This is a genomic window from Synergistales bacterium (assembly GCA_021736445.1).
GTDB lineage: Bacteria > Synergistota > Synergistia > Synergistales > Aminiphilaceae > JAIPGA01.
Genome location: JAIPGA010000041.1, coordinates 1 through 19,266, shown reverse-complemented (window position 1 = coordinate 19,266; position 19,266 = coordinate 1). Strand labels below are relative to the sequence as shown.

General features: G+C 63.0%; 19 protein-coding genes. 12 read left to right on the top strand and 7 right to left on the bottom strand.

Annotated elements, in window-relative coordinates; translation table 11 throughout:
- A partial coding sequence (locus K9L28_07305) for a hypothetical protein (protein ID MCF7936129.1) occupies nt 1-314 on the bottom strand: 314 nt, incomplete at its 3' end.
- Nucleotides 315-323: 9 nt separating this feature from the next.
- Here K9L28_07305 and K9L28_07300 point away from each other — a divergent pair.
- From K9L28_07300 to K9L28_07265, 8 genes are all read left to right on the top strand, one after another.
- Nucleotides 324-1,103 (top strand): MurR/RpiR family transcriptional regulator, encoded by a 780-nt coding sequence (locus K9L28_07300; protein MCF7936128.1) that lies wholly within the window; start codon nt 324-326, stop codon nt 1,101-1,103.
- 32 nt (nt 1,104-1,135) lie between these two features.
- Nucleotides 1,136-2,410 carry an aconitase X catalytic domain-containing protein gene (locus K9L28_07295; protein MCF7936127.1) on the top strand — a complete coding sequence of 425 codons (1,275 nt, stop codon included), beginning with the start codon at nt 1,136-1,138 and terminating at the stop codon, nt 2,408-2,410.
- Nucleotides 2,407-2,853 (top strand): DUF126 domain-containing protein, encoded by a 447-nt coding sequence (locus K9L28_07290; GenBank protein ID MCF7936126.1) that lies wholly within the window; start codon nt 2,407-2,409, stop codon nt 2,851-2,853. The genes K9L28_07295 and K9L28_07290 overlap by 4 nt, the downstream gene beginning before the upstream one ends.
- A gap of 13 nt (nt 2,854-2,866) precedes the next feature.
- Entirely contained in the window at nt 2,867-4,087 is a 1,221-nt protein-coding gene (locus tag K9L28_07285) for an NAD/NADP octopine/nopaline dehydrogenase family protein (protein MCF7936125.1), read from the top strand.
- Between the two features lie 25 nt (nt 4,088-4,112).
- Nucleotides 4,113-4,904 (top strand): aspartate/glutamate racemase family protein, encoded by a 792-nt coding sequence (locus K9L28_07280; protein ID MCF7936124.1) that lies wholly within the window; start codon nt 4,113-4,115, stop codon nt 4,902-4,904.
- Between the two features lie 126 nt (nt 4,905-5,030).
- A complete protein-coding gene (gene dctP, locus K9L28_07275; GenBank protein MCF7936123.1) occupies nt 5,031-6,014 on the top strand; it encodes a TRAP transporter substrate-binding protein DctP in 984 nt (327 codons plus the stop codon).
- Nucleotides 6,015-6,146: 132 nt separating this feature from the next.
- The gene (locus K9L28_07270) at nt 6,147-6,671 is read left to right on the top strand and encodes a TRAP transporter small permease subunit (GenBank protein ID MCF7936122.1); all 525 of its coding nucleotides are present in this window, start codon (nt 6,147-6,149) and stop codon (nt 6,669-6,671) included.
- Nucleotides 6,671-7,981 carry a TRAP transporter large permease gene (locus tag K9L28_07265; GenBank protein MCF7936121.1) on the top strand — a complete coding sequence of 437 codons (1,311 nt, stop codon included), beginning with the start codon at nt 6,671-6,673 and terminating at the stop codon, nt 7,979-7,981. The genes K9L28_07270 and K9L28_07265 overlap by 1 nt, the downstream gene beginning before the upstream one ends.
- Nucleotides 7,982-8,089: 108 nt before the next feature.
- Here K9L28_07265 and panB read toward each other — a convergent pair whose 3' ends face one another.
- Together panB and K9L28_07255 are read right to left on the bottom strand one after the other, a co-directional pair.
- Nucleotides 8,090-8,944: a 3-methyl-2-oxobutanoate hydroxymethyltransferase gene (gene panB / locus K9L28_07260; GenBank protein ID MCF7936120.1), complete on the bottom strand. Its 855-nt coding sequence runs from the start codon at nt 8,942-8,944 to the stop codon at nt 8,090-8,092.
- A 41-nt stretch (nt 8,945-8,985) separates the two neighbouring features.
- Nucleotides 8,986-9,813 (bottom strand): IclR family transcriptional regulator, encoded by an 828-nt coding sequence (locus tag K9L28_07255; protein ID MCF7936119.1) that lies wholly within the window; start codon nt 9,811-9,813, stop codon nt 8,986-8,988.
- A 152-nt stretch (nt 9,814-9,965) separates the two neighbouring features.
- On the opposite strand from K9L28_07255, the gene K9L28_07250 reads away from it, so the two are divergent.
- On the top strand, nt 9,966-11,666 hold the full coding sequence (locus K9L28_07250; protein MCF7936118.1) for a glycoside hydrolase family 3 protein: 1,701 nt from the start codon (nt 9,966-9,968) through the stop codon (nt 11,664-11,666).
- Between the two features lie 72 nt (nt 11,667-11,738).
- Here the strand turns inward: K9L28_07250 and K9L28_07245 are convergent, their stop codons facing one another.
- Complete coding sequence (locus tag K9L28_07245; GenBank protein MCF7936117.1) at nt 11,739-12,254, bottom strand: GNAT family N-acetyltransferase; 516 nt, start codon at nt 12,252-12,254, stop codon at nt 11,739-11,741.
- Between the two features lie 145 nt (nt 12,255-12,399).
- On the opposite strand from K9L28_07245, the gene K9L28_07240 reads away from it, so the two are divergent.
- The gene (locus K9L28_07240) at nt 12,400-13,002 is read left to right on the top strand and encodes a LysE family translocator (GenBank protein MCF7936116.1); all 603 of its coding nucleotides are present in this window, start codon (nt 12,400-12,402) and stop codon (nt 13,000-13,002) included.
- A 72-nt stretch (nt 13,003-13,074) separates the two neighbouring features.
- Complete coding sequence (locus tag K9L28_07235) at nt 13,075-14,883, top strand: hypothetical protein (GenBank protein MCF7936115.1); 1,809 nt, start codon at nt 13,075-13,077, stop codon at nt 14,881-14,883.
- A 61-nt stretch (nt 14,884-14,944) separates the two neighbouring features.
- Here K9L28_07235 and K9L28_07230 read toward each other — a convergent pair whose 3' ends face one another.
- The 3 genes from K9L28_07230 to K9L28_07220 are packed head-to-tail and all read right to left on the bottom strand — an operon-like array spanning nt 14,945 to nt 17,450.
- Nucleotides 14,945-15,373 carry an SRPBCC family protein gene (locus K9L28_07230; protein MCF7936114.1) on the bottom strand — a complete coding sequence of 143 codons (429 nt, stop codon included), beginning with the start codon at nt 15,371-15,373 and terminating at the stop codon, nt 14,945-14,947.
- Between the two features lie 35 nt (nt 15,374-15,408).
- Nucleotides 15,409-16,239, bottom strand: a complete 831-nt coding sequence (locus tag K9L28_07225; GenBank protein ID MCF7936113.1) for a phosphoenolpyruvate hydrolase family protein — start codon at nt 16,237-16,239, stop codon at nt 15,409-15,411.
- Nucleotides 16,236-17,450: a Tm-1-like ATP-binding domain-containing protein gene (locus K9L28_07220; protein ID MCF7936112.1), complete on the bottom strand. Its 1,215-nt coding sequence runs from the start codon at nt 17,448-17,450 to the stop codon at nt 16,236-16,238. The genes K9L28_07225 and K9L28_07220 overlap by 4 nt, the downstream gene beginning before the upstream one ends.
- 446 nt (nt 17,451-17,896) lie before the next feature.
- Between K9L28_07220 and K9L28_07215 the strand changes: the two genes are divergently transcribed.
- Complete coding sequence (locus K9L28_07215) at nt 17,897-19,153, top strand: saccharopine dehydrogenase NADP-binding domain-containing protein (GenBank protein ID MCF7936111.1); 1,257 nt, start codon at nt 17,897-17,899, stop codon at nt 19,151-19,153.
- The last annotated feature ends 113 nt before the right edge of the window (nt 19,154-19,266 follow it).

Here is a 19,266-nt window from a genome sequence, read left to right as displayed (position 1 = left end):
GCCCCGATCGGGGCAAGCGCCGGCTCGTCGTTGTCTGGCAGCCAACCGCGAACTCCGGGTGGATCTTGACCTCTGTCCGGTGAGGGCCTCCGCTGCACACCTTCCCCTGCGATGCAGGAACATTTCGAAAAAAGGCTTGACAACCCCGAGGGCTCTGTGTAGGCTGTGGATGAAGAAATTTTTTCTGCAGGCAATTTGATTAGACGGAGGTTTTTCATCTGACGGAACAGGATACGTTCACCGATCGCATTGCCAAGGCGGGTGCCTCGCTGAGTCCCAAGCAATACGAGCTCGCCAGGTACATCATCGATCACTACAAGGATGTGGCCTTCCTGAACGCCACGGCTCTCGCCGCCAAGGCGGGTGTCAGCGAATCCACGGTTACCCGTCTCGCGTACAGTCTCGACTACGGAGGATACGCGGGGCTGCAGGCGGCGATTCAGGAGATGTTCAAAAGCGAGATCCACTCCCTGGAGCGCTTTCCGCTGGAACAGCAGGAGAACGGGGATCGCCTCTGGCATCGTGTGGTCGCCATGGAACGGAGCATCATCGACGAGATGCTGGAGGGGATGAAGGAGGCGGATTTCGAGAGCGCCGTGGAGCTGCTGTTCCGGGCCGACGAGGTGGTTGTGGTGGGTACGGAATTCAATCATGTCGTCGCCGAATACGCCGCGGTCTACATGAACGTGATCCGGAAGAAGGTGCACAGGGTGACCACGCTTGACGCGAAGGCCTTCAACGCAATGCGGGATTTTTCGGGAGAGAACGCTGTGGCACTGGTGTACAGCTTCCCGCGGTATCCCCGCCGGACCCAGGAGGTGCTCTCCCTTCTCTCCGAACAGGGGGTTCCCGTAGTCGGGGTTTCCGACACCGTCTTCTCTCCGATCGCCGAATACTGCACCCATCTCTTTGTGGTTCCCCAGAAGTTCATCACCTTTATTGATCCCTACGCGGGAGCCATGGCGCTGACCCATGCGCTGCTCACCGCCTTGCTGATGAAGGACAAGGAGTACGCCCGGAAGCGCGTGCGCGAGTACGACGCCTTCCTCGAAAGCCAGGGCTCCTATCTATTGGAGGAGGTCGACATCGTCGATCTCCTGTAGTTCCCGTTCTGTTGGGGAGAGTGGGAGGGGTTATGTATTTCTCTGAAGAAGAGCAACGGATGCTCGACGGAAAAGAAGGACTGCTCAAGAGGAAAGCCATGGAGAACGTGGTGGCCTACGGCGAGGTTGTCGGTGCCGAGCGGCTCTGCAGGGTAACCAAGGCGCATCTCTTCTGCGGTGCCCACCACTACCTGGAGGCACTGGATACCGACGACATCGATGTCGTGATGTCGCAGATGCACTTCTGTTCCGACGAGCGCGTCGTGCTTGACCGTGTCGCCTGTTATGCCCAGTCCGACGTGGGGCCCATGTGTCCCCTTGGATGGAACGGGATGGGTGTCCCGGAGGCGGAGCGGGCGCGGAACGAGGCCTATCTCTCCCGCTATCTGGACGCGGGAGTCCATCTGGTGGGTTCCTGTATCCCCTATATGCTCGGCTTTGTGCCGCTCATGGGCGAGCACTACGTGAGCAGCGAGTCCCACGCTGTCTTGATGATGAACGCCCTCTGGGGGGCCTGCGGCCATGCCGACGGTCTCGAGGCGGGTTTCTGGTCGGCGGTCTGCGGGAGGACGCCCTATTGGGGCCTCCACGACCGGAGCAATCGGAAGGGCACCCTTCTCTTTTCCGTCCAATGCGCCACCGAGACCCTGCTGGACTGGGATCTCCTGGGCTACACCATCGGGAAGCGAACGCCGCCCCGTCATATCCCCGTGCTGGTCTCGGGCTTCTCCAGGCCGGACATCACCACGTTGAAGGCCGCCTTCGCCTCCATGGCCACCACAGGCGGGGCGGAGATGTGCCACATCGTAGGGGTGACGCCGGAAGCGGCGACCCTCGAAGAGGCCACGGGAGGGCGAAGGGGTTTGGAAACGGTGGCGATCACCGACGGTGATATCGAGGCATCGAGGGCCGATCTCGACGATCCGGGGCGCGACAAGGTGCAGCTGGTCAGTCTCGGCTGCCCCCACTATACCCTGGATCAGCTCCGGGAGACGGCGGCGTTCCTGGACGGGAAGTCCGTAGCGCCCTCGGTGACGTTGCAGGTATGGACGGCGCTCCCCATCAAGGAGACCGCCGACCGGTGCGGCTATACCGGGGCCATCGAGCGTGCCGGCGGGCAGGTGCTGACCAGCAGCTGTCCCCTCACCAGCGAGTGCTTTCCCCGGGAAGGTGCGGCGCTGGTCTTCGATTCGGCCAAGCAGGCCCACTACATACGACCAGCGGTGCAGACCAGTGTCCACTATGGTTCCATGGAACACTGTCTTGAGTCCGCACTCGGCGGATATTGGGAGGGAGGGGAGCGATGACGGTGATCAGACTGCAGGGAAGAGGGGCCGTCGGGGGGGTCGCCGAGGGACCGGCCATGGTGAGCCGGGCCGCCATACAGGGGTGGAGCGGTGTCGACGACCGGACCGGGCTGGTCATCGAGCGGGGACATCCCTTTGAAGGGCGTTCCATACAGGGATCCGTGCTGGTGCTTTCCGGCGGAAAGGGCTCAAACGGCTGGTCCTGTCATTTCCATGCGGCCAAGGTTGCCGGTATCGGGCCTGCGGCCTTTGTCTTTCCCGGGATGGATTCCAGGACGGCCGTGGCTGCAGTGGTGACCTGGGTGCCGGTAGTGACCGACCTGGAGGAGGATCCCTTTGAGATCATCCGCACGGGTGATCGCGTGCGTGTGGACGGCGATCGGGGGGTTGTCGAGATTCTCCGGAGCGTCGATGAGGCGGCAGGTGTGGAGGCAGACCGATGAAGGGGGGAGAGGCATGAGCAGCATGGAATATTTGAAGGACAAACCGATCGCGGTATTGGGGGCGGGTGCCGTCGGGAAGGCCCAGGCTGCGGATTGCGCGCTGGCCGGCGGAAGGGTGCGGCTCTGCGATCTGGAGCCTTTTGCCCGCACAACACTCTTTGGTGTGGACAGGGGAATCAAGTTCTTCGGGCAACAGCTGAATCTCTACGGCTTCGAACGGAGCGGCACCGCCCAGATGGAGCTGGTCACCAGCGACGTGGCCGAGGCGGTCCGCGGAGCGGGGGTCGTTATCGTCGCCACACCCTCCGTAGGGCACCGGCCCTTCTTCGAACGGCTGATTCCGGCCCTTGAGGACGGCATGGTGATCCATATCTTTCCGGACAACTACGGCTCCCTGCTGCTGCGGAAGATGATGCGCGAAGCAGGGTGCACCAGAAAGGTGGTCGTCGGCGGATGGTCCAGCGCTCCCTACGGCTGTCGGGTGGAGGTCAAGGGCGGCGTGGTACTCCCCCAGATCCGGGTCTACTACCGGGCCATCACACTCCGCGGTGCGGCGCTGCCTTCCGCTGACCAGGCTGACTTTCTGGAAAGCACGGCCTGCATGGGTTCCATGGACGCCGTGACCGGCGGTGACGGCGTTGTGGGGGGCAAGACGGTGATGGACACCGGCTTCAGCAATGTGAATCCGGTTCTGCACTGCCCGGGCACGCTGCTGGGGGCCGCGGTCATGCAGAACTGGGGGGTTATCTACGGGACCGACAAGTATGACTACTCCATCTACTCCCATGCATACTGCCCCGCCGTATCGGAGGTGCAGTACGCCTTCTACCGGGAGGAGTGCGCCCTGGCCGAGGCGATGGGTGTGGGGATCCAGCCCTACGAACGGGACCACTTCTTCTCCCGCGAAAACGTGCTTGGGCAGGAGTACATGGGGCTCGACTACGAGATTCCCTTTGAGGAGCAGGACTATCTGCAGTTCGGAACCGGTCCCTTCGATCTCAACAACCGGTATATCACCGAGGATGTGCCCATAGGCTGCCATATCTACCACGAGCTGGGGAAGCGATTCGGTGTCGACACGCCTACCGTGGACAGCATGATCCATCTCGCCTGTGTGATGACCGGGACGGATTTCTGGAAAAGGGGTCTGACGCTGGAGGATATCGGGCTCGGACATATGAACAGGGAGCAGATGCTGGCGTATCTGGAACAGGGGATCTTCGCCGAAGCGTAGGGCCTGCGGGAAGGAGTGAGAACACATGGAGGAGCGGTCCCGGGGGCACCGGGAGTACGGCTTTCTCGGTTCGCGGGGGGAGCTGGACAGGACCTTCGCTATCAGGAAGGGACAGGTGATCTCCGGCTACACGGTGGGCATCATGTTGCTGGATGTCTGGTATCCCATCATTCCGGGGAACGTGGTCAACGCATGGACCTACGACTTCCCGGTCCGGTTGAAGGCGGTGCCGGGGGCGGACCAGAAACGGATGCACAGCGGCGATCCCGCGCTGCTTGATGATCTCGTGGCTACGGGGAGGGAGCTGGAGATGGAGGGGTGCCGTGTGGTCTGCGGAGCCTGCGGCTACTTCGGCCACTTCCAGAGTCAGGTTCGGGAGGCCTTGAACGTTCCGGTCTATCTCTCCAGTCTCGTGCAGATCCCCTGGATCAAGGCGGGGATCCGCAGGGAGCAGAAGATCGGTCTCATCTGTGCGGACAAACCGTCGCTGACCCCGGATCTCTGGGAGAGCTGCGGCGTAGAACCGAAGGACTGCCGCATCGAGGAGATCCCGCGAGGAGGTGAGTTCAGCGCCATACTGCACAGCGATAAAGGGTATTTTGACAATCGAAAGGTGAGGGAAGAGGTGGTGGCCACGGCACGACAGCTCGTTGCGGATCATGACGACATAGGCGCCATCCTGCTGGAGTGTTCCGATATGCCACCCTACGCTGCGGATGTACAACGGGCCGTCAATCTCCCGGTCTTCGACTTCGTCACCATGATCAGATACGCAAACAGTGCCGTTGCACAGCGACCGTACTATGGATTTGTGTGAAAAAGAGGGGAGTAAAGAGTGAAGGCTTCACGTGCCCCGGCGGTTGTTCGGTACGTTCGGGGAGTCCGTACAAAACGAAGGAGGTTGTGTGGTATGCGGAACAGAAGGTTTGCGGTATCGCTATTGGTGGCTTCGCTTATGGTTGTTGCTTTTGCCTTTGGGGCCTTCGCGGCCGAACCGGAGTACACGCTGCGGTTTGCCGGGAGCTATGCACCAGACCATCCGGGGACGGCGACCCAGTACGCCATTGCCGAGGAGGTCGCCGAGAAGACCGACGGCAAGGTGAAGATCGAGGTCTACCCGGCCAGCCAGCTTGGGGACTATGTCCAGGTCTACGAGGATGTCATCCGGGGCAGCGTCGATATGGGCTATTTCTATATCACCGGCCAGTACAACCAGATGCTGGAGATCTGCAGCATGCCCTACCTGACCACGAGCTGGGAGGGGCTGAAAGACGTCTTCTCGCCGGGTTCCTTCTGGTACGAGACCTACGAGGAGGCCCACGCCAAGGTGGGGGTGCAGCTGCTGGGTGTCTATGTGGACAGCTTTATCTCCCTGGCCACGGTGAAGGAACCTGCCGATCCCTTTGATCCCGAGGCGAACCACGAGATCCTGGTACGGATTCCCCCGTCGGAGCTCTACAAGGTGACCATGAAGGATCTGAACTACGACACGGTCACGATCAACTGGTCCGATCTCTATACCGCGATGCAGACCGGTGTCTGCGACGGCTACATCGGCGGGACGGCGTCGCTGAACTACTTCACGTTCAGGGATCTCATCAAGAATTTCTTCCCCGTGCGCATGTTTGTCGAAAACGTGTCGTACATCATGAACAAGGACCTCTTCGAGGAGATGCCCGAGGAATACAGCCGGATCATCCTGGAAGCCTGCCAGAAACAGGCGAGCAAGAGCATTGTGGAGGCCAGGAAGCAGGAGGAGAAGTATCAGAGGAAGCTGGCCGAGGAGCACGACGTGGTCATACACGATGTCTCCCAGGAGGAGATCGATGCTCTGGCCGCTCACGTCCGGAAGGTTTCCTGGCCCAAGTTCTCGAAGATGTTCGGCGAAGAGGTGATCGAGGGGCTTCTCGAAGACGTGCAGCAGTAGGCACTGCCGATGAAGCCGGGCGGGCCGGGGTTGCCGGTCCGCCCGGCCGTTGGGGTGACGGTTCCGGAGAAGGGAGCCGGCTGGCTGTCCGAGGCGCTTGGCCGACCCGGGATGAGAAAGCGGTGAAGGGACATGAAACAGAGAGGCTTTGTTCTGGAAATCCTTATTCCGAAATTCCTCGAATGGATGCTCGTCGTTACCCAGTTGCTGCTTTCCTTCGCGATCGTGGCAACGGTCCTCTTTCGTTATATACTCCATCTTGACCTGTATGGGAGTGAGGAGTTCATCCTCATCTTCGCCTTCTGGCTGTATCTGATGGGTGCGGCCTACGGTTCCTACGAGGACAGTCACATTCAGGCGGATATCGTGAAGGAATACGTCAAAAACCCACGCCTCAGGTTCTGGATGCGTTTTGTCGTCGTTTCCATCTCCACAGTGACCTGTCTGGTGATCAACTACTGGGCTTTCAACTACTTTGTCTGGGGGATTGTGCGGGACACGCGGTCCATCGCATGGCGGATTCCCATGGTCATTCCCCAGAGCGCCATCCTTGTCGGCTTCTCGATCATGAGTCTCTACCTGGTACTGGATCTTCTGCGCCTTATCGGCCGCATCCGGCGCGGCGAGACCACCATGGAGACAGGGGGTGTCTCCTGATGGGTCTGATCGTTACCATTACCATTTTGATCATCACGATTGTCATCGGTGTCCCCATTGTCTTTGCCTTCGGCACATCGCTGCTGTACATGGTCTTTGTGATGGGGTACCAGTCGGATGCCCTTCTCTCCAGCGGGTACAGCAAGCTGAACACCATCGTGCTCCTGGCGATCCCCCTGTTCATCCTGGCGGGAGGTATCATGGAGCGGGGCCATATCGGGGATTCGCTGGTCAGTTTCATCAATATCTTTGTGGGGAAGATCCGGGGCGGCCTCGGTGCCGTCGCCATCATCGCCTCGGGGCTCTTCGGCGCCATCTCCGGGAGCGCGGCGGCCACACTCTCCTGTATCGGCAGCATCATGTTCCCGAAGCTTCGGGAGGCCGGATACAGCAAGGGGCACGCTGCCTCGATCATCGTGAACGCTGCACCGCTGGGGCTGCTGATCCCGCCGAGTTCCATCCAGATCATCTATGCCTGGAGCGCCAACCAGTCTGTCCTCACCTGTTTTCTGGCAACGATTGGGCCGGGCATCATCCTCTCTGTTTTGTTGTGCACCGTCAACTGGTTTATCTCCAGAAAATCCCGCTCCATCGGGGCGGCGATGGCCCAGCAGGCACTGCTCAGTGCCGGGGAGAGCAATTGGCGTAAAAGCATGAGGGCCCTCCCCGCCCTGGCCATGCCGGTGATTATCCTCGGGGGAATCTACGGCGGTATCATGACCCCTACGGAGGCGGCGGCAGTAGCTGTCGTCTACGCCATCCCGGTGGGGTTCTTTGTCTACCGGAAGCTCACATTCTCCTCACTCAAGGCGGCGCTTGTCGAAACGGGTACCACCACAGGCGTACTGATGGTCATGTTTCTGATCGTCATGATCCTCAGCCGGATCTTTGTGATGGAGCGTCTCCCCAACAAGGTGATCGACGTTTTCATGATGATCTCCGAGGACCCACGGATGATCCTGATCATGGTGAACCTCTTTATGGTGATGATCGGGATGCTGATGGACGATGTGAGCGGAACGCTGCTCTGCACGCCTCTCCTGTTGCCGCTTATGATCGAGATCGGGGTGAATCCCATCCAGTTTGCTGCCATCCTGGGCGTCAACCTGGGGATGGGCAATATCACGCCCCCGACGGCGCCACTACTGTACCTGGGCGGGAGGCTCGGGAAGGTGAGTATCCAGGAGATGCTCTCGCCGACAATGCTCATGATTGTCTTTGCCTGGATCCCCACGCTGATCATCACCACCTACGTGCCGGCGGTCTCGCTGGCTCTGCCCAGCTGGTTCATCGGCCGGATTCTCTTTTAGGACCCTCCTTCACCTTTCCGGGAGAGACACAACGAGAAGGGGAGAGCGGCGGATATCCGCCGCTCTCCCCTTCGGGCTTCTGTGGGACACCGATATGTTGCGCTGCCCCTACTCGTACTCCTTGAGCATCTTGTAGTATTCGTCCTCGTGCTGGGAGAGGATGTGGTAGCAGTGCTCGTCGGTGGGGAACTGGCCGGTCTTGACGTCGTTGACGTACTCCTTGAAGGCGTTGATCTCCACCTCGGCGACGTTGGCGTACTTCTTGACGAACTTGGGCGTGAAGGCCTGGAACTGGCCCAGCATGTCGCCGCAGATCAGCAGCTGGCCGTCGCAGGGGCCGCCGGCGCCGATGGAGTAGACGGGGATCTCCATCTTTTTGGTCAGGAACTGGGTCAGCTCGGGCGGCACGGCTTCCAGCAGCAGCGCCCAGGCGCCGGCCTCCTGGATGGCAAGGGCGTCGTCGATGAGGGCCCTGGCGCTCTTGGGGTCCCGGCCCTGGGCCTTGAAGCCGCCCAGTACACCGGAACTCTGGGGGGTGAGGCCGATGTGTCCCATCACCAGGATCCCGGCGTTGGCGATGGCCTCGATCTTGGAGAGCACCCGCTTCCCGCCCTCCAGTTTGACGGCGTCCATATCGGCCTCTTTCAGGAAGCGCCCTGCGTTGAGGACGGCGTCGCTGTCCGAGGTCTGGTAGGAGAGGAAGGGGAGGTCGCCGATGCAGAAGGTGTTCGGCGCGCCCCTCCGGACGGCCTGGCAGTGGCGGATGCTGTCGTCCATGGTCACCGGGATGGTCCCGTTGTAGCCGTAGACCACCATGCCCATGGAGTCGCCCACCAGGATCATGTCCATGCCCGCCTGTTCCACGAAGGAGGCGGTGGGGAAGTCGTAGGCGGTGACCCACGCCACCTGCTCGCCCTCTTTCTTCATCTTGATGAAATCAAGACGCCCTTTCTTCTTAGCCATGTCTGTTTCCTCCTTTACGTATGGAATGGCGCAGGTTCCGATTACGTGCCCGTAGGGAACGCCGCGCCTGTGTGCCCCAGTTCGTGGGAGATGTCCCGTGCTGTGGTTGCAACCGCTTCGATGATCCGCTGTTCCGCCGCCGACCCCTGTTGGTAGCGATAGCGGGGATAGGCTACGCTCACGGCCCCCAGCGGTTCGCCGCTGAAGCCGGTGACCGCCGCGGCGACGCAGGCCAGACCGGGGAGGAGCTCCTCGTTGTCGATCGCGTAGCCCCGCCGTCGAGTGGTGCGCAAATCGGTCAGCAGTTCCTCCAGGGAGTCCAGAGTGTTGGCGGTGAGCTTGGCGAACCCTTCGTTTCGGAAGAGGCTCTGCACCCGCTCCTCCGGGAGGTGGGAGAGGATCGCCTTGCCCAGACTTGTGGCGTAGGCGGGCCAGCTGCGCCCCACGCCGAGATCGGCCCTGATCACCTCGGTGCTCTCGATCTTGTCGACGTAGACGATGTCGACGCCGTCCAGAAGGGCAAGGTTGACGGTTTCCCTTGTTGCCGCGGCGAGTGTTTCGAGGTGGGGGCGGGCCTTCCGCATGAGCCCCTTTCGGTCCACCGAGGAGAGCCCCAGCTCCAGCAGCTTGAGGCTGTTGGAGTAGCTCTGGGTGTCGGGATCCTGCCTGACGTATCCCTTTGCCCTGAGCGTTGTGAGCAGCCGGTGGACGGTACTCTTGTCCAGGCCGAGCCGCCCGGCGATTTGCGAAACACCCGCGGCCGGCTCCCTGTTGAGCAGCTCCAGGATATCCAGCGAACGGACCACCGACTGCACCAGACCGCGCTCCTCCGTCACGGCGACCACCTCTCTCTGTGTTTCATTATACAACACGGCTGTTTCAAAATAAACCCCGCGACGGAGAGGGCTTGTGGGCGCAATGGGTACCTGGAGAATGTCCTTGAGGATGGCAGGCTTGTGGTAGGCTTGGGGATAGCAGGATCGAATACAGTGGCACGAGATAGAGATAAGGAGGCGTGATCATGGGAGGAGTATGGAAAGGCGATCGGTTTGTGTCCGCCCGGAGGCAGCGAGGGCGGAAGGCGGCTGCGGGGATCCTGGGGCTCATGGTGGTGCTGTTGCTGACATTGGTGCAGGCCGGCCCTGCGGAGGCACGGTCCCGGACGGCCGATCTCTCCCTGGAGGAGCTGGTGGGACAGGCCCTGGCCATCACCCTGGAGGGCAGGCAGGTGACCGGCGCCAACCTGATGGACCTGGCGGAGATCAAGCCGGGTGGTGTGGTGCTCTACACGGCTACGGGGAACATCGGGACCACGGAGCAGGTGGCCGGGTTCGCCGAGGAGATGCAGCGCTGGGCCCTGCGCACCTCGGGGATACCCCTTTTTGTCGCCATCGATCAGGAGGGCGGCTGGGTGAACAGGATCCGCGAAGGGGTGACCCTCTTCCCCGGCAACATGGCTCTGGGGGCCGCGGGAGCACCCTCGCTGGCCCGGGAAGCGGCGAGGGACATGGGAGAGGAACTCCGGGCGCTGGGGATCAACGTCGACTTCGCGCCTGTGGTGGACGTGAACAGCAATCCCCGGAATCCCATCATCGGCAGCCGCTCCTTCGGCTCCTCGCCGAGGGAGGTGGCGGCTTTCGGGATAGAGGCCGTCAAGGGGTATCTCGAAGGCGGTGTCCTCCCGGTGCTCAAACACTTCCCCGGCCACGGCGATACGGCGGTGGACTCCCATCTGGGGCTGCCGCTGGTCTCCCGCGACCGGGCCAGCCTGGAGTCCATCGACCTGCGCCCCTTCCGCGAGGCTGTGGCGGATGGTGCGCCGGCGGTGATGACCGCCCATATCCGCGTGCCGGCCCTGGAGCCCGCACCGCTGCCGGCCACCTTCTCCAGAAAGATCCTGCAGGGGCTGCTCCGGGAGGAGATGGGATTTCGCGGCGTCATCTTCGCCGACTCCATGGGGATGGGCGCCATCCGAAAGCACTGGGGCGCCGGCGAGGCGGCCGTTGCGGCCTTCCGCGCCGGTGTGGACATGCTGATCTACGGCGCCGACCCCGACTACAGCAGGGAGAAGATCCGCAGGGTGAAAGCGGCTCTGGTGGAAGCCGTCGAGAAGGGCGAGATCCCCAGAGAGCGCCTGGAGGCCTCGGTGGAACGGATCCTGGAGGCCAAGGAGCGGCTGGGTCTCTTTGACGATCCCTTCCCGGGGAAACAGCTCTCCGCCACGCTGGCGACGCCCGACCGCCAAGCGCTGGCCCGGGAGATCGCCCGGCGGGCGGTGACGGTAGTCCGCAACCGCGGCGGCGTCATCCCCGTCGGCGAGCCGGGGCCCTTTCCTGTACTCTGGCCGGGCGGCTGGACCACGACGCAAGCCTTGCTGGAACGGCACTGCCCCATGCTGGAGCCGGTTCTCGTCGCCGATGAGCTCACGGAAGACGCAATTGAGGGGATCGAAGAGCGGCTCTCCGGCCGTGAGGTGGTCTTCGCCGGCTGTTTCGACCTCTTCCGGCGTCCGGCGATGAAGCGGCTGCTGCGGCGTCTCCCGGCCGATAAGCTGGTGCTGCTCTCCTTCCGGGCCCCCTACGACCTGATGGAACTGCCCGATGCGGCAGGCGCGGTCGCTGTCTACAGCAGCACCCCGCCGAGTTTCGGGGCCCTGGGCGACTACCTCTCCGGGCGGCTGGAGCCCCAGGGCCGTCTGCCCGTTCATCTGGATCTTCCCTAGCATGCGGTGGGGTGGGGTGATGCCACGGTTGCCGGTGGCGTCGTGGGGATTGTCTCGCCCCCCGTCTCAGCGTCAGGTGCGCTCTGTTCTGCCGGCCACCCGCCGGAGCGCCTCGCCGGTGAGGCGCTGGAGGATGAACCGGTCCTGCTGGGCCGCGCCCATGGAGCGGTAGTACTCCCGGGCCGGCGTGTTCCAGCTGAGCACGCCCCACTCCATGCGTCCGCCGCCCCGTTCCAGCGTCAGCTGTGCGAGAAAGGTGAAGAGCGAAGCGCCGATGCCCCGCCTCCGCGCTTCGGGGCGGACGTAGATGTCCTCGATGTAGATCCCCGGTTTGCCCTGGAGGGTGGAGAAATTGCAGAAAAAGAGGGCGAACCCCACAGGGGTGCCGCGGTCGCAGGCGAAGACAACCTCCGCCCGGGGCCGGTCGCCGAAGAGGTGTTGCTCCAGCAGCTCCTCGGTGGCCTCCACCTCGTGGCCCAGCTCCTCGTACTCCGCCAGTTCGATGATGAACCGGAGGATCAGCGGTACCTCCTCCTCTGTGGCGGGACGGATAGTGCATCCGGGTACGGACGTTGCTCGTGGTTCCATCGTGTGGCCTCCTCGTGTACTATAATGAGATGCTGCCCCGGAACCCGGTGGAGCGTTCCGGAGCGGCGCATATTACCAAGCATATCGTAGCAGAAGAGGAACACGCCGGGATGACCTATGACCTGTGACCTACGGAGGGATCTCTGTGACGACACATATCGAGTTTGTACCGCTTGCGACCTTTATCGGCATCATGGTCTTCACGCCGGGGCCGAACAATGTCTCCAGCGCTTCCATGGGGCTGAATTTCGGCTACCGCCGCTCCATGCCCTACATCGGCGGGCTGCTGGTGGGGACCTTCGCGGTCACCTTCCTGAGCGGCTGCTTCTCCGGGGCGCTGGTGACACTCCTCCCCCAGGTCGCTGGGTGGATGCGCTGGTTCGGCGCCGCCTACATCCTCTGGATGGCCTGGGGGGTCCTGCAGACCAGCTGGACCGTGGACGAAGCCGCCTCCCTCAAGCCTCTGGGGTTCCTCCGGGGTCTCCTGCTGCCGGTGGTGAATCCCAAGCTCTTCATCTGCAATGTGACGCTTTTCACTACCTTTCTCAGCCCTGTGGCGGGCCGACCGCTCCCCCTGCTGCTGGTGGTGGGGATGCTCTCCGTGGTGGACTTCACGGCCATCTCGCTCTGGGCCTTCAGCGGGACGGCGCTGGGCCGCTATGTCGAAGGGGGGAGGGTGCGGGGGATCGTCAACGCGATCCTGGCGCTGCTGCTGGCCTATACGGCGGTGAGCCTCTTCCGGATGTAGTAATGTTCCTTCCTCATCGCCGTTGAGGCGGGGGGAGAACGATCCAGGTGTGACCGAAGCGGAGGTGTCTGTATGGAAGGAAAGGGCGGGGAGATCATCCCGGGGAGAGCTGTCGGCTGGAGAGGGGCGCTGCTGCTGGTCTTTCTCCTGCTGCTGGCCTTTACCCTGCGTACGGTTGATTACAACTGGGACCAGGGGCACCACCTCCATCCCGACGAACGCTTTCTGACCATGGTGGGGATGGATCTGGAGTTGGCCGACTCCCTCGGCGCCTACCTCGATCCCGGCAGCTCGCCGATGAGTCCCTACAACCGGGGATACGACTTCTTTGTCTACGGCACCCTGCCGCTGGTGATGGTGAAGACCGTGGCCGTTCTGACGGGCCACGACAGCTACGGGGAGCTCAACCTGGTGGGGCGGGCCGCCGCCGCCCTGGCCGATACGGCGACAGCCTTCTTTCTCTTTCTGATCCTGCTGCTCTTCCGGCGGCGCTACACCCTCTGGCCCACCTTCCCCTACCTGGGGCTCTTCATCTACGCCATCGCCGTGCTGCCCATCCAGCAGTCCCACTTCTTCACTGTGGACACCTTCCTGGTCTTCTTTTCCACCGCCTCCCTCTGGGCGGTCTTCAGGGGCGCCATGGAACCGGGCGGACGCTTCGGCGCGCTGCTTTTGAGCTGTCTGGCCGGGGGGGTTTTGGGCGCCGCCATGGCCTGCAAGGTGACGGCCCTCTATCCGGGGATGCTGGTCTTCTGTCTGCTGATCGCCACCTACAGGGCGCGGCGCACCGGCTTCTGGCTGGGTGGGCTCTTCTTTTTCTTCTTTCTTGTCTTTCTCGTTGCCGTGCTGCGGGTGGGCGACCCCCATATGTTCGACCCCCGCTACACGCCGACGCTGGTGCCGGCGGTCCAGTTCTACGAGAACCTGGTGGAGGTCCAGCGCTGGTCGGACCTGACGGTCTGGTTCCCGCCGACGCTCCAGTGGATCTCCCGGACGCCGGTGCTCTTTGCGCTGCAGGGCATCGTCTTCTGGGGCTTCGGTATCCCCTGCTCCCTGGCCGCGGCGGGGGGGTTCCTCTGGGCGCTCTGGCAGACCGGGGAGCGGTTTGTCATCTACCGGGGCATCCGTCTCCCCCGGCGGATCAGGCTCACCCTGGAGGGCAACGGGGTGCTGCTGCTCGTGCTGGTCTGGGCGGCGGCCTTCTTTGTCTGGCAGTCCACCAGGCTCACCCACATCATGCGCTACTTCCTCTTTCTCTACCCTCTCCTCGCCGCCTTCGCGGCGCTGGGCTGCGAGTGGTTCCTGGGGCTCTGGCCGGACCGGCTGGAGTGGCTGCGGATCGCCGCGATCGTGGCCGTTCTCAGCCTGTGGACGATAGCCTTCATGCACATCTACAAGGGCGACCACACCAGGGTGGCTGCCTCCAAGTGGATCTACGACAACGTCCCGGAAGGATCGGTGCTGGCCGAGGAGCACTGGGACGACGCGCTGCCGCTGCCTCTGGCGGAGGGGAGTCCCGGCGCGTACCGGATCGAACAGATCCCCATCTTCGACCGCGATTCCAGGCGGAAGATGGAGACGATGAAAGAGACCCTCCTGGAGGCCGACTACTACGTGGTCACCAGCAGTCGCGGTTACGCCACGCTCCGGCGGCTCCCCTGGCTCTACCCGAAGATGGCGGCCTTCTACAGGCATCTCTTCGCGGAAGAGGTGGGTTTCGAGAGGGTGGCCACGTTCACCTCCTATCCGCGGATCGAGATCGGCGATCTCTCCCTCGTCATCGACGACGACCCCTCGGAGGAATCCTTCACGGTCTTCGACCATCCCAAGGTGATCATCTTCCGCAAGAAGGGGAAGGTGGCGCTCCCCCAGGGGCAGTAGGGCCGACGAGAACGCGCCCCCTCCGCGGAGGGGGCGCGTCGGTTTCCCGAATGCGGTTCAGCTAGCCTGCGAAGTGCGCCCGCAGGCTCTCGATGCCGCTGGAGAAGACGCCGCTGACGGCCTGGGTGGTTTCTTCTTCCGCGCCTGGTTCGGTGACGTCGAAGAAGGCGTACCACTCCACGAAGGTCTCGCCGGTGGCTGTCACCGGATAGAGCCGGAGCGTGGCGTCGTAGTTGGTGAGGGCCATGGGCGATTCCACGATGGTGTAGCGGCAGCTCCGATCGCGGTCGGAGAGGGCCAGCAGCTGCTCCCGCAGCTCGCCGCCATCGTTGAGGAAGAAGTGCCGGACCACGCCGATATCCCTCTCTCCCTCCAGTTCGCTTCTGGCGATGGCCGGGTGCCAGTCGGGAAGGGCGTTGAAATCCCGGATGCGCTGCCATACCTCCGCCGGTGTGGCCGGAATGATCCCGCTTTCGTAGACTCTGGGCATGATGCTCCTCCTTTCGGTGTTTCCCTTGCGGTCGTTCAGAAGGTGACCTTCTTGAATTCCTCGATCTGGGCTTTGATGGCCTTCTCGGTGGGCAGCCGCTCCATGCTGGAGGCGCCGTAGAATCCGTTGATCCCCTCGGTGCGTTCCAGCACGTACTGGGCGTCGTTGGGCATGGCGATGGGGCCGCCGTGGCAGAGGACGATCACGTCCTCCCGGACCTCCCGGGCCGCCGCCGCCCACTCCTGGATCAGCTCCACCGAGTCGTCCAGCGTTTTTGCCGTTTTGGCGCCGATGGCACCGCTGGTGGTGAGCCCCATATGGGCGACGATGATGTCCGCGCCGGCTTCGGTCATCTTCCGGGCGTCCTCGGTGCTGAAGACGTAGGGGGTGGTGAGCAGCCCCCGCTCGTGGGCCCGGCGGATGGCCTCCACCTCCAGGTCGTAGCCCATGTTGGTCTCCTCCAGGTTGGCCCGGAAGACGCCGTCGATGAGCCCCACGGTGGGGAAGTTCTGGACGCCCGAGAAGCCCAGCTTCTCCAGGCGGTCGAAGAACTCGTCCCAGATGACGAAGGGATCCGTGCCGTTGATGCCGGCCAGTACAGGGGTGTGCTTGACCACCGGGATGACCTCCCGGGCCATCTCGGCGACGATCTCGTTGGCGTTGCCGTAGGCCAGCAGTCCGGCCAGCGATCCCCGTCCGGCCATGCGGTAGCGGCCGGAGTTGTAGATGACGATCAGGTCGATGCCCCCGGCCTCCTCCCACTTGGCGGAGATGCCGGTGCCGGCGCCGCCGCCGATGATGGGGTCGTTCTCCTCGATCATCTTCCGGAACCGCGCCAGCAGTTCCTCCCGCTCAAATCCTTTCATCGTAACCTCCCTTTCTCGATAATCTCCCGGAAGCTCCGCACGAGTTCGTCGGCGAAGGCCGGGTCGTTGATGTGCATATCGTGCTTGATGAGCCGTCGTTTGTCCGTCTGGTGCAGGTTGTTCTCGATGGCCTCGAAGAGCGCCCGGTCGGCCTCGGGATCGTGGAAGGGCTGGCCCTCGGCGTCGATCATGGAGACCCCTTTCAGCGGGATCAGAAAGCGGACCTCGCCCTCGCACCGGTTGAGCTTGTCGGCGATCCACTCGCCCATGGTCCTGTTCTCCTCCGGCGTGGTGCGCATGAGGGTGACCTGGGGGTTGTGCTCGTAGAGGTTGCGGTTTCTGTAGTGCTCCGGAACGGTGTCCACGGCGCCGAAGTTGACCATGTCCAGCGCCCCGACGGAACCTACGTAGGGCAATCCGCTGCGGATCACCGCACCGAATCGGTCCTCCCCGGCGCTCATGACGCCGCCCATGTGGAGGTCGCAGACCTCGGTGGTGGAGATGTCCACCACGCCCACCAGCATGCCCGACTCCAGGAGCTTCTCCATGGACTGGCCGCCGGTGCCGGTGGCGTGGAAGACCAGGCAGTCATACCGGTTTTCAAGCTGTGACCGCACGGCGTCCACGCATGGCGTGGTGACGCCGAACATGGTCATCCCCACCGCCGGTTTGACGTCCGTCGGTTCCGGCAGCTCGTGCCGCACCATGCCGGCCATGGCGTGGGCGGCGTTGCCCAGCACCCGGGAGGAGATCTTGTTGATCCCCGCCACGTCGGTGACCGAGTACATCATGGCGATGTCGTTGGGCCCCACATAGGGTGAGACGTCACCGGAGGCCACGGTGGAGACCATCAGCTTGGGTACGCCGATGGGCAGCGCGCGCATGCCCCGGGTGGCCAGGCTGGTGCCGCCGGAACCGCCGAGGCCGATCATCCCGGCGATCTCGCCGGCGCGGTTGCCGACGTAGTGTTCCAGCGCCTCGCCCATCATCGCCACGGCTTTGCCGCGGTCGTCGATGCCGTCGAGAAAGCCCGCGCCATCGGGGTGGGCGGCGGCCACCTCGGTGTTGGGCACGTCCGCCCTGCCGCCGGGCTTTCGGCTTCCCACATCGACGAGCACCACCTCCAATCCCTGCTGCTCGATCGCCGACTTGACGTAGGACAGCTCGCCGTACTTGGTGTCGCAGGTGCCGACCACATAGACCTTCTTCATGCTGCGGGCCCCCTTTGGATGGGTTGGGTACGCCGTTCCCGTCCACCCCCTGTGGAACGCTGCGGGTATCCGGTACCGGCGGGTGTGCATCCCGTGCCGGGATGGCCTGAATCTGAGGTGGAGCATTCGCTGGATTCTATGCTATCACAAGAAATGAGCTGGTTCCCTTTTCTCCGGGGATTCCGTAGGGCATGATGCCTCCACAGGAGACAGAAACCCGGTGGTGCGTGGCTGTCTCCCCTTCCTTCTCTCATGGCGGAAGAGGGGCCGGGGCGCTTTGCCTGGGGCGGTTCCGAGCGTTGGATCCAACGGTCTGTCTCTGCCTGTGGCGCAGAGGTTGTCCCGAGGTCTTGCCGAAACGTGCTTCTTGACAGGGGGCTCTCTCTTGCCCGACAATATGCATGCATATATTGGATCCAGAAACCACATACATTGGGGGCGCAGGGATGACGAAACGGATTCTACAGCTGGGCTACGGGAAACAGGGCAAGCTTGTACTGGAAGATCTCGTCAGGACGGGGGAATTCGACGAACTGGTGGTGGCCGATGCGGCGCCGCACTTTCTCCGGGAGATCCGTGCCGTTGATGATCCAAGGGTGAAGCCGGTCTCGTTTGATGTGGACGATTACCACGGGATGGTCGAAATGATGAAGAAGGCCGACGTGGTCGTCGAACTGCTGCCGATCCGATTCACCATGCAGGTGGCGCAGGCGGCGGTCGAGGCCGGCACACATCTGGTGAGCTCGGTCTTCATCAGAGACTGGAGCGTACAGGATCCGGAGGGAGTGCGGCGGCAGCAGCGCGAGATGGAGGAGATCGACCGCATCGCCGGGGAGAAGGGGCTCACCGTACTGAAGGAATTCGGCATGGACCCGGGGCTGGATGTGGTGGTCGCCGGGGAGGCTGTCAAACAGCTCGACGAGGTGAAGGTGCTCTACAACTACGGAGCCGGCTTCCCGGAACACAGGCTTTCCAATGCCAATCCGCTGGGCTATAAGTTCACCTGGTCTATTGTGGATACAGTCTGCTCCTACAGCATCCCCGGGCGGCTTCTGAAGAACGGCGAATACACGGAGGTCGCCGCCGACGAGATGTTCCTTCCGGAGAACACGCACACGCTCGATCTCCAGGAGATGGGCGGACCCCTGGAGTGTTTTGTCAACGGGTACGGAGACTCCCTGGCCGAGCTGTTCCCCTCCATCGCCGATACGGCCACGTCGCTGGGGCGCTTTATCTGCCGCTGGCCGGGGCACCGCGCCCTCTGGGAGAAGCTGATCAAGATGGGTTTTGCGGGCACCGAGCCCATCGATGTTGATGGAGCCAGGGTGGCGCCGGCCTATTTCTGCGCCGAACTGCTCGGTTCCCAGGAGCAGTTCCACTACGGTCCGGGCGAGCGCGATGCGGCGCTGATCCGTTCCGATGTGAGGGGCTACAGAAACGGCGAACCCACCCGCGTGGTGATGCAGCTCATCGATTTCCGGGACCTCGAAACCGGGTACACGGCGATGCAGCGGACGGTGGCCTTCCCCATGTCCATAGCGACCCAGATGATTCTGCAGGGAGACTTTTCCAAACCGGGGATCGCCGAACCCAGCGATGTCCCCTTCGAGCCCTTCCTGAAGGAGCTGCGCAAGCGCGGCCTGGATGTCTCGCGGAAAGAGGAACGCTGGGACGGAAGCCAGGAGCCTGGCGGCAGGGAATAGGAAGGAGGACGGAAGAAGCCCTTCCTGCGCTGTGCGCGGTGGAGGGGGGCAGGGAAGCGCCTTGAATGGGCATGCTGCTTGCAGGATTCCAGAGACGGCGCCTGCAGGACGAC

Bases quoted from the DNA above. Each gene is read 5' to 3' on its own strand.
- K9L28_07295 (MCF7936127.1), top strand. From the start codon at position 1,136: ATGTATTTCTCTGAAGAAGAGCAACGGATGCTCGACGGAAAAGAAGGA.
- K9L28_07290 (MCF7936126.1), top strand. From the start codon at position 2,407: ATGACGGTGATCAGACTGCAGGGAAGAGGGGCCGTCGGGGGGGTCGCC.
- K9L28_07285 (MCF7936125.1), top strand. From the start codon at position 2,867: ATGAGCAGCATGGAATATTTGAAGGACAAACCGATCGCGGTATTGGGG.
- K9L28_07280 (MCF7936124.1), top strand. From the start codon at position 4,113: ATGGAGGAGCGGTCCCGGGGGCACCGGGAGTACGGCTTTCTCGGTTCG.
- K9L28_07270 (MCF7936122.1), top strand. From the start codon at position 6,147: ATGAAACAGAGAGGCTTTGTTCTGGAAATCCTTATTCCGAAATTCCTC.
- K9L28_07265 (MCF7936121.1), top strand. From the start codon at position 6,671: ATGGGTCTGATCGTTACCATTACCATTTTGATCATCACGATTGTCATC.
- panB (MCF7936120.1), bottom strand. From the start codon at position 8,944: ATGGCTAAGAAGAAAGGGCGTCTTGATTTCATCAAGATGAAGAAAGAG.
- K9L28_07250 (MCF7936118.1), top strand. From the start codon at position 9,966: ATGGGAGGAGTATGGAAAGGCGATCGGTTTGTGTCCGCCCGGAGGCAG.
- K9L28_07245 (MCF7936117.1), bottom strand. From the start codon at position 12,254: ATGGAACCACGAGCAACGTCCGTACCCGGATGCACTATCCGTCCCGCC.
- K9L28_07235 (MCF7936115.1), top strand. From the start codon at position 13,075: ATGGAAGGAAAGGGCGGGGAGATCATCCCGGGGAGAGCTGTCGGCTGG.
- K9L28_07230 (MCF7936114.1), bottom strand. From the start codon at position 15,373: ATGCCCAGAGTCTACGAAAGCGGGATCATTCCGGCCACACCGGCGGAG.
- K9L28_07225 (MCF7936113.1), bottom strand. From the start codon at position 16,239: ATGAAAGGATTTGAGCGGGAGGAACTGCTGGCGCGGTTCCGGAAGATG.
- K9L28_07220 (MCF7936112.1), bottom strand. From the start codon at position 17,450: ATGAAGAAGGTCTATGTGGTCGGCACCTGCGACACCAAGTACGGCGAG.
- K9L28_07215 (MCF7936111.1), top strand. From the start codon at position 17,897: ATGACGAAACGGATTCTACAGCTGGGCTACGGGAAACAGGGCAAGCTT.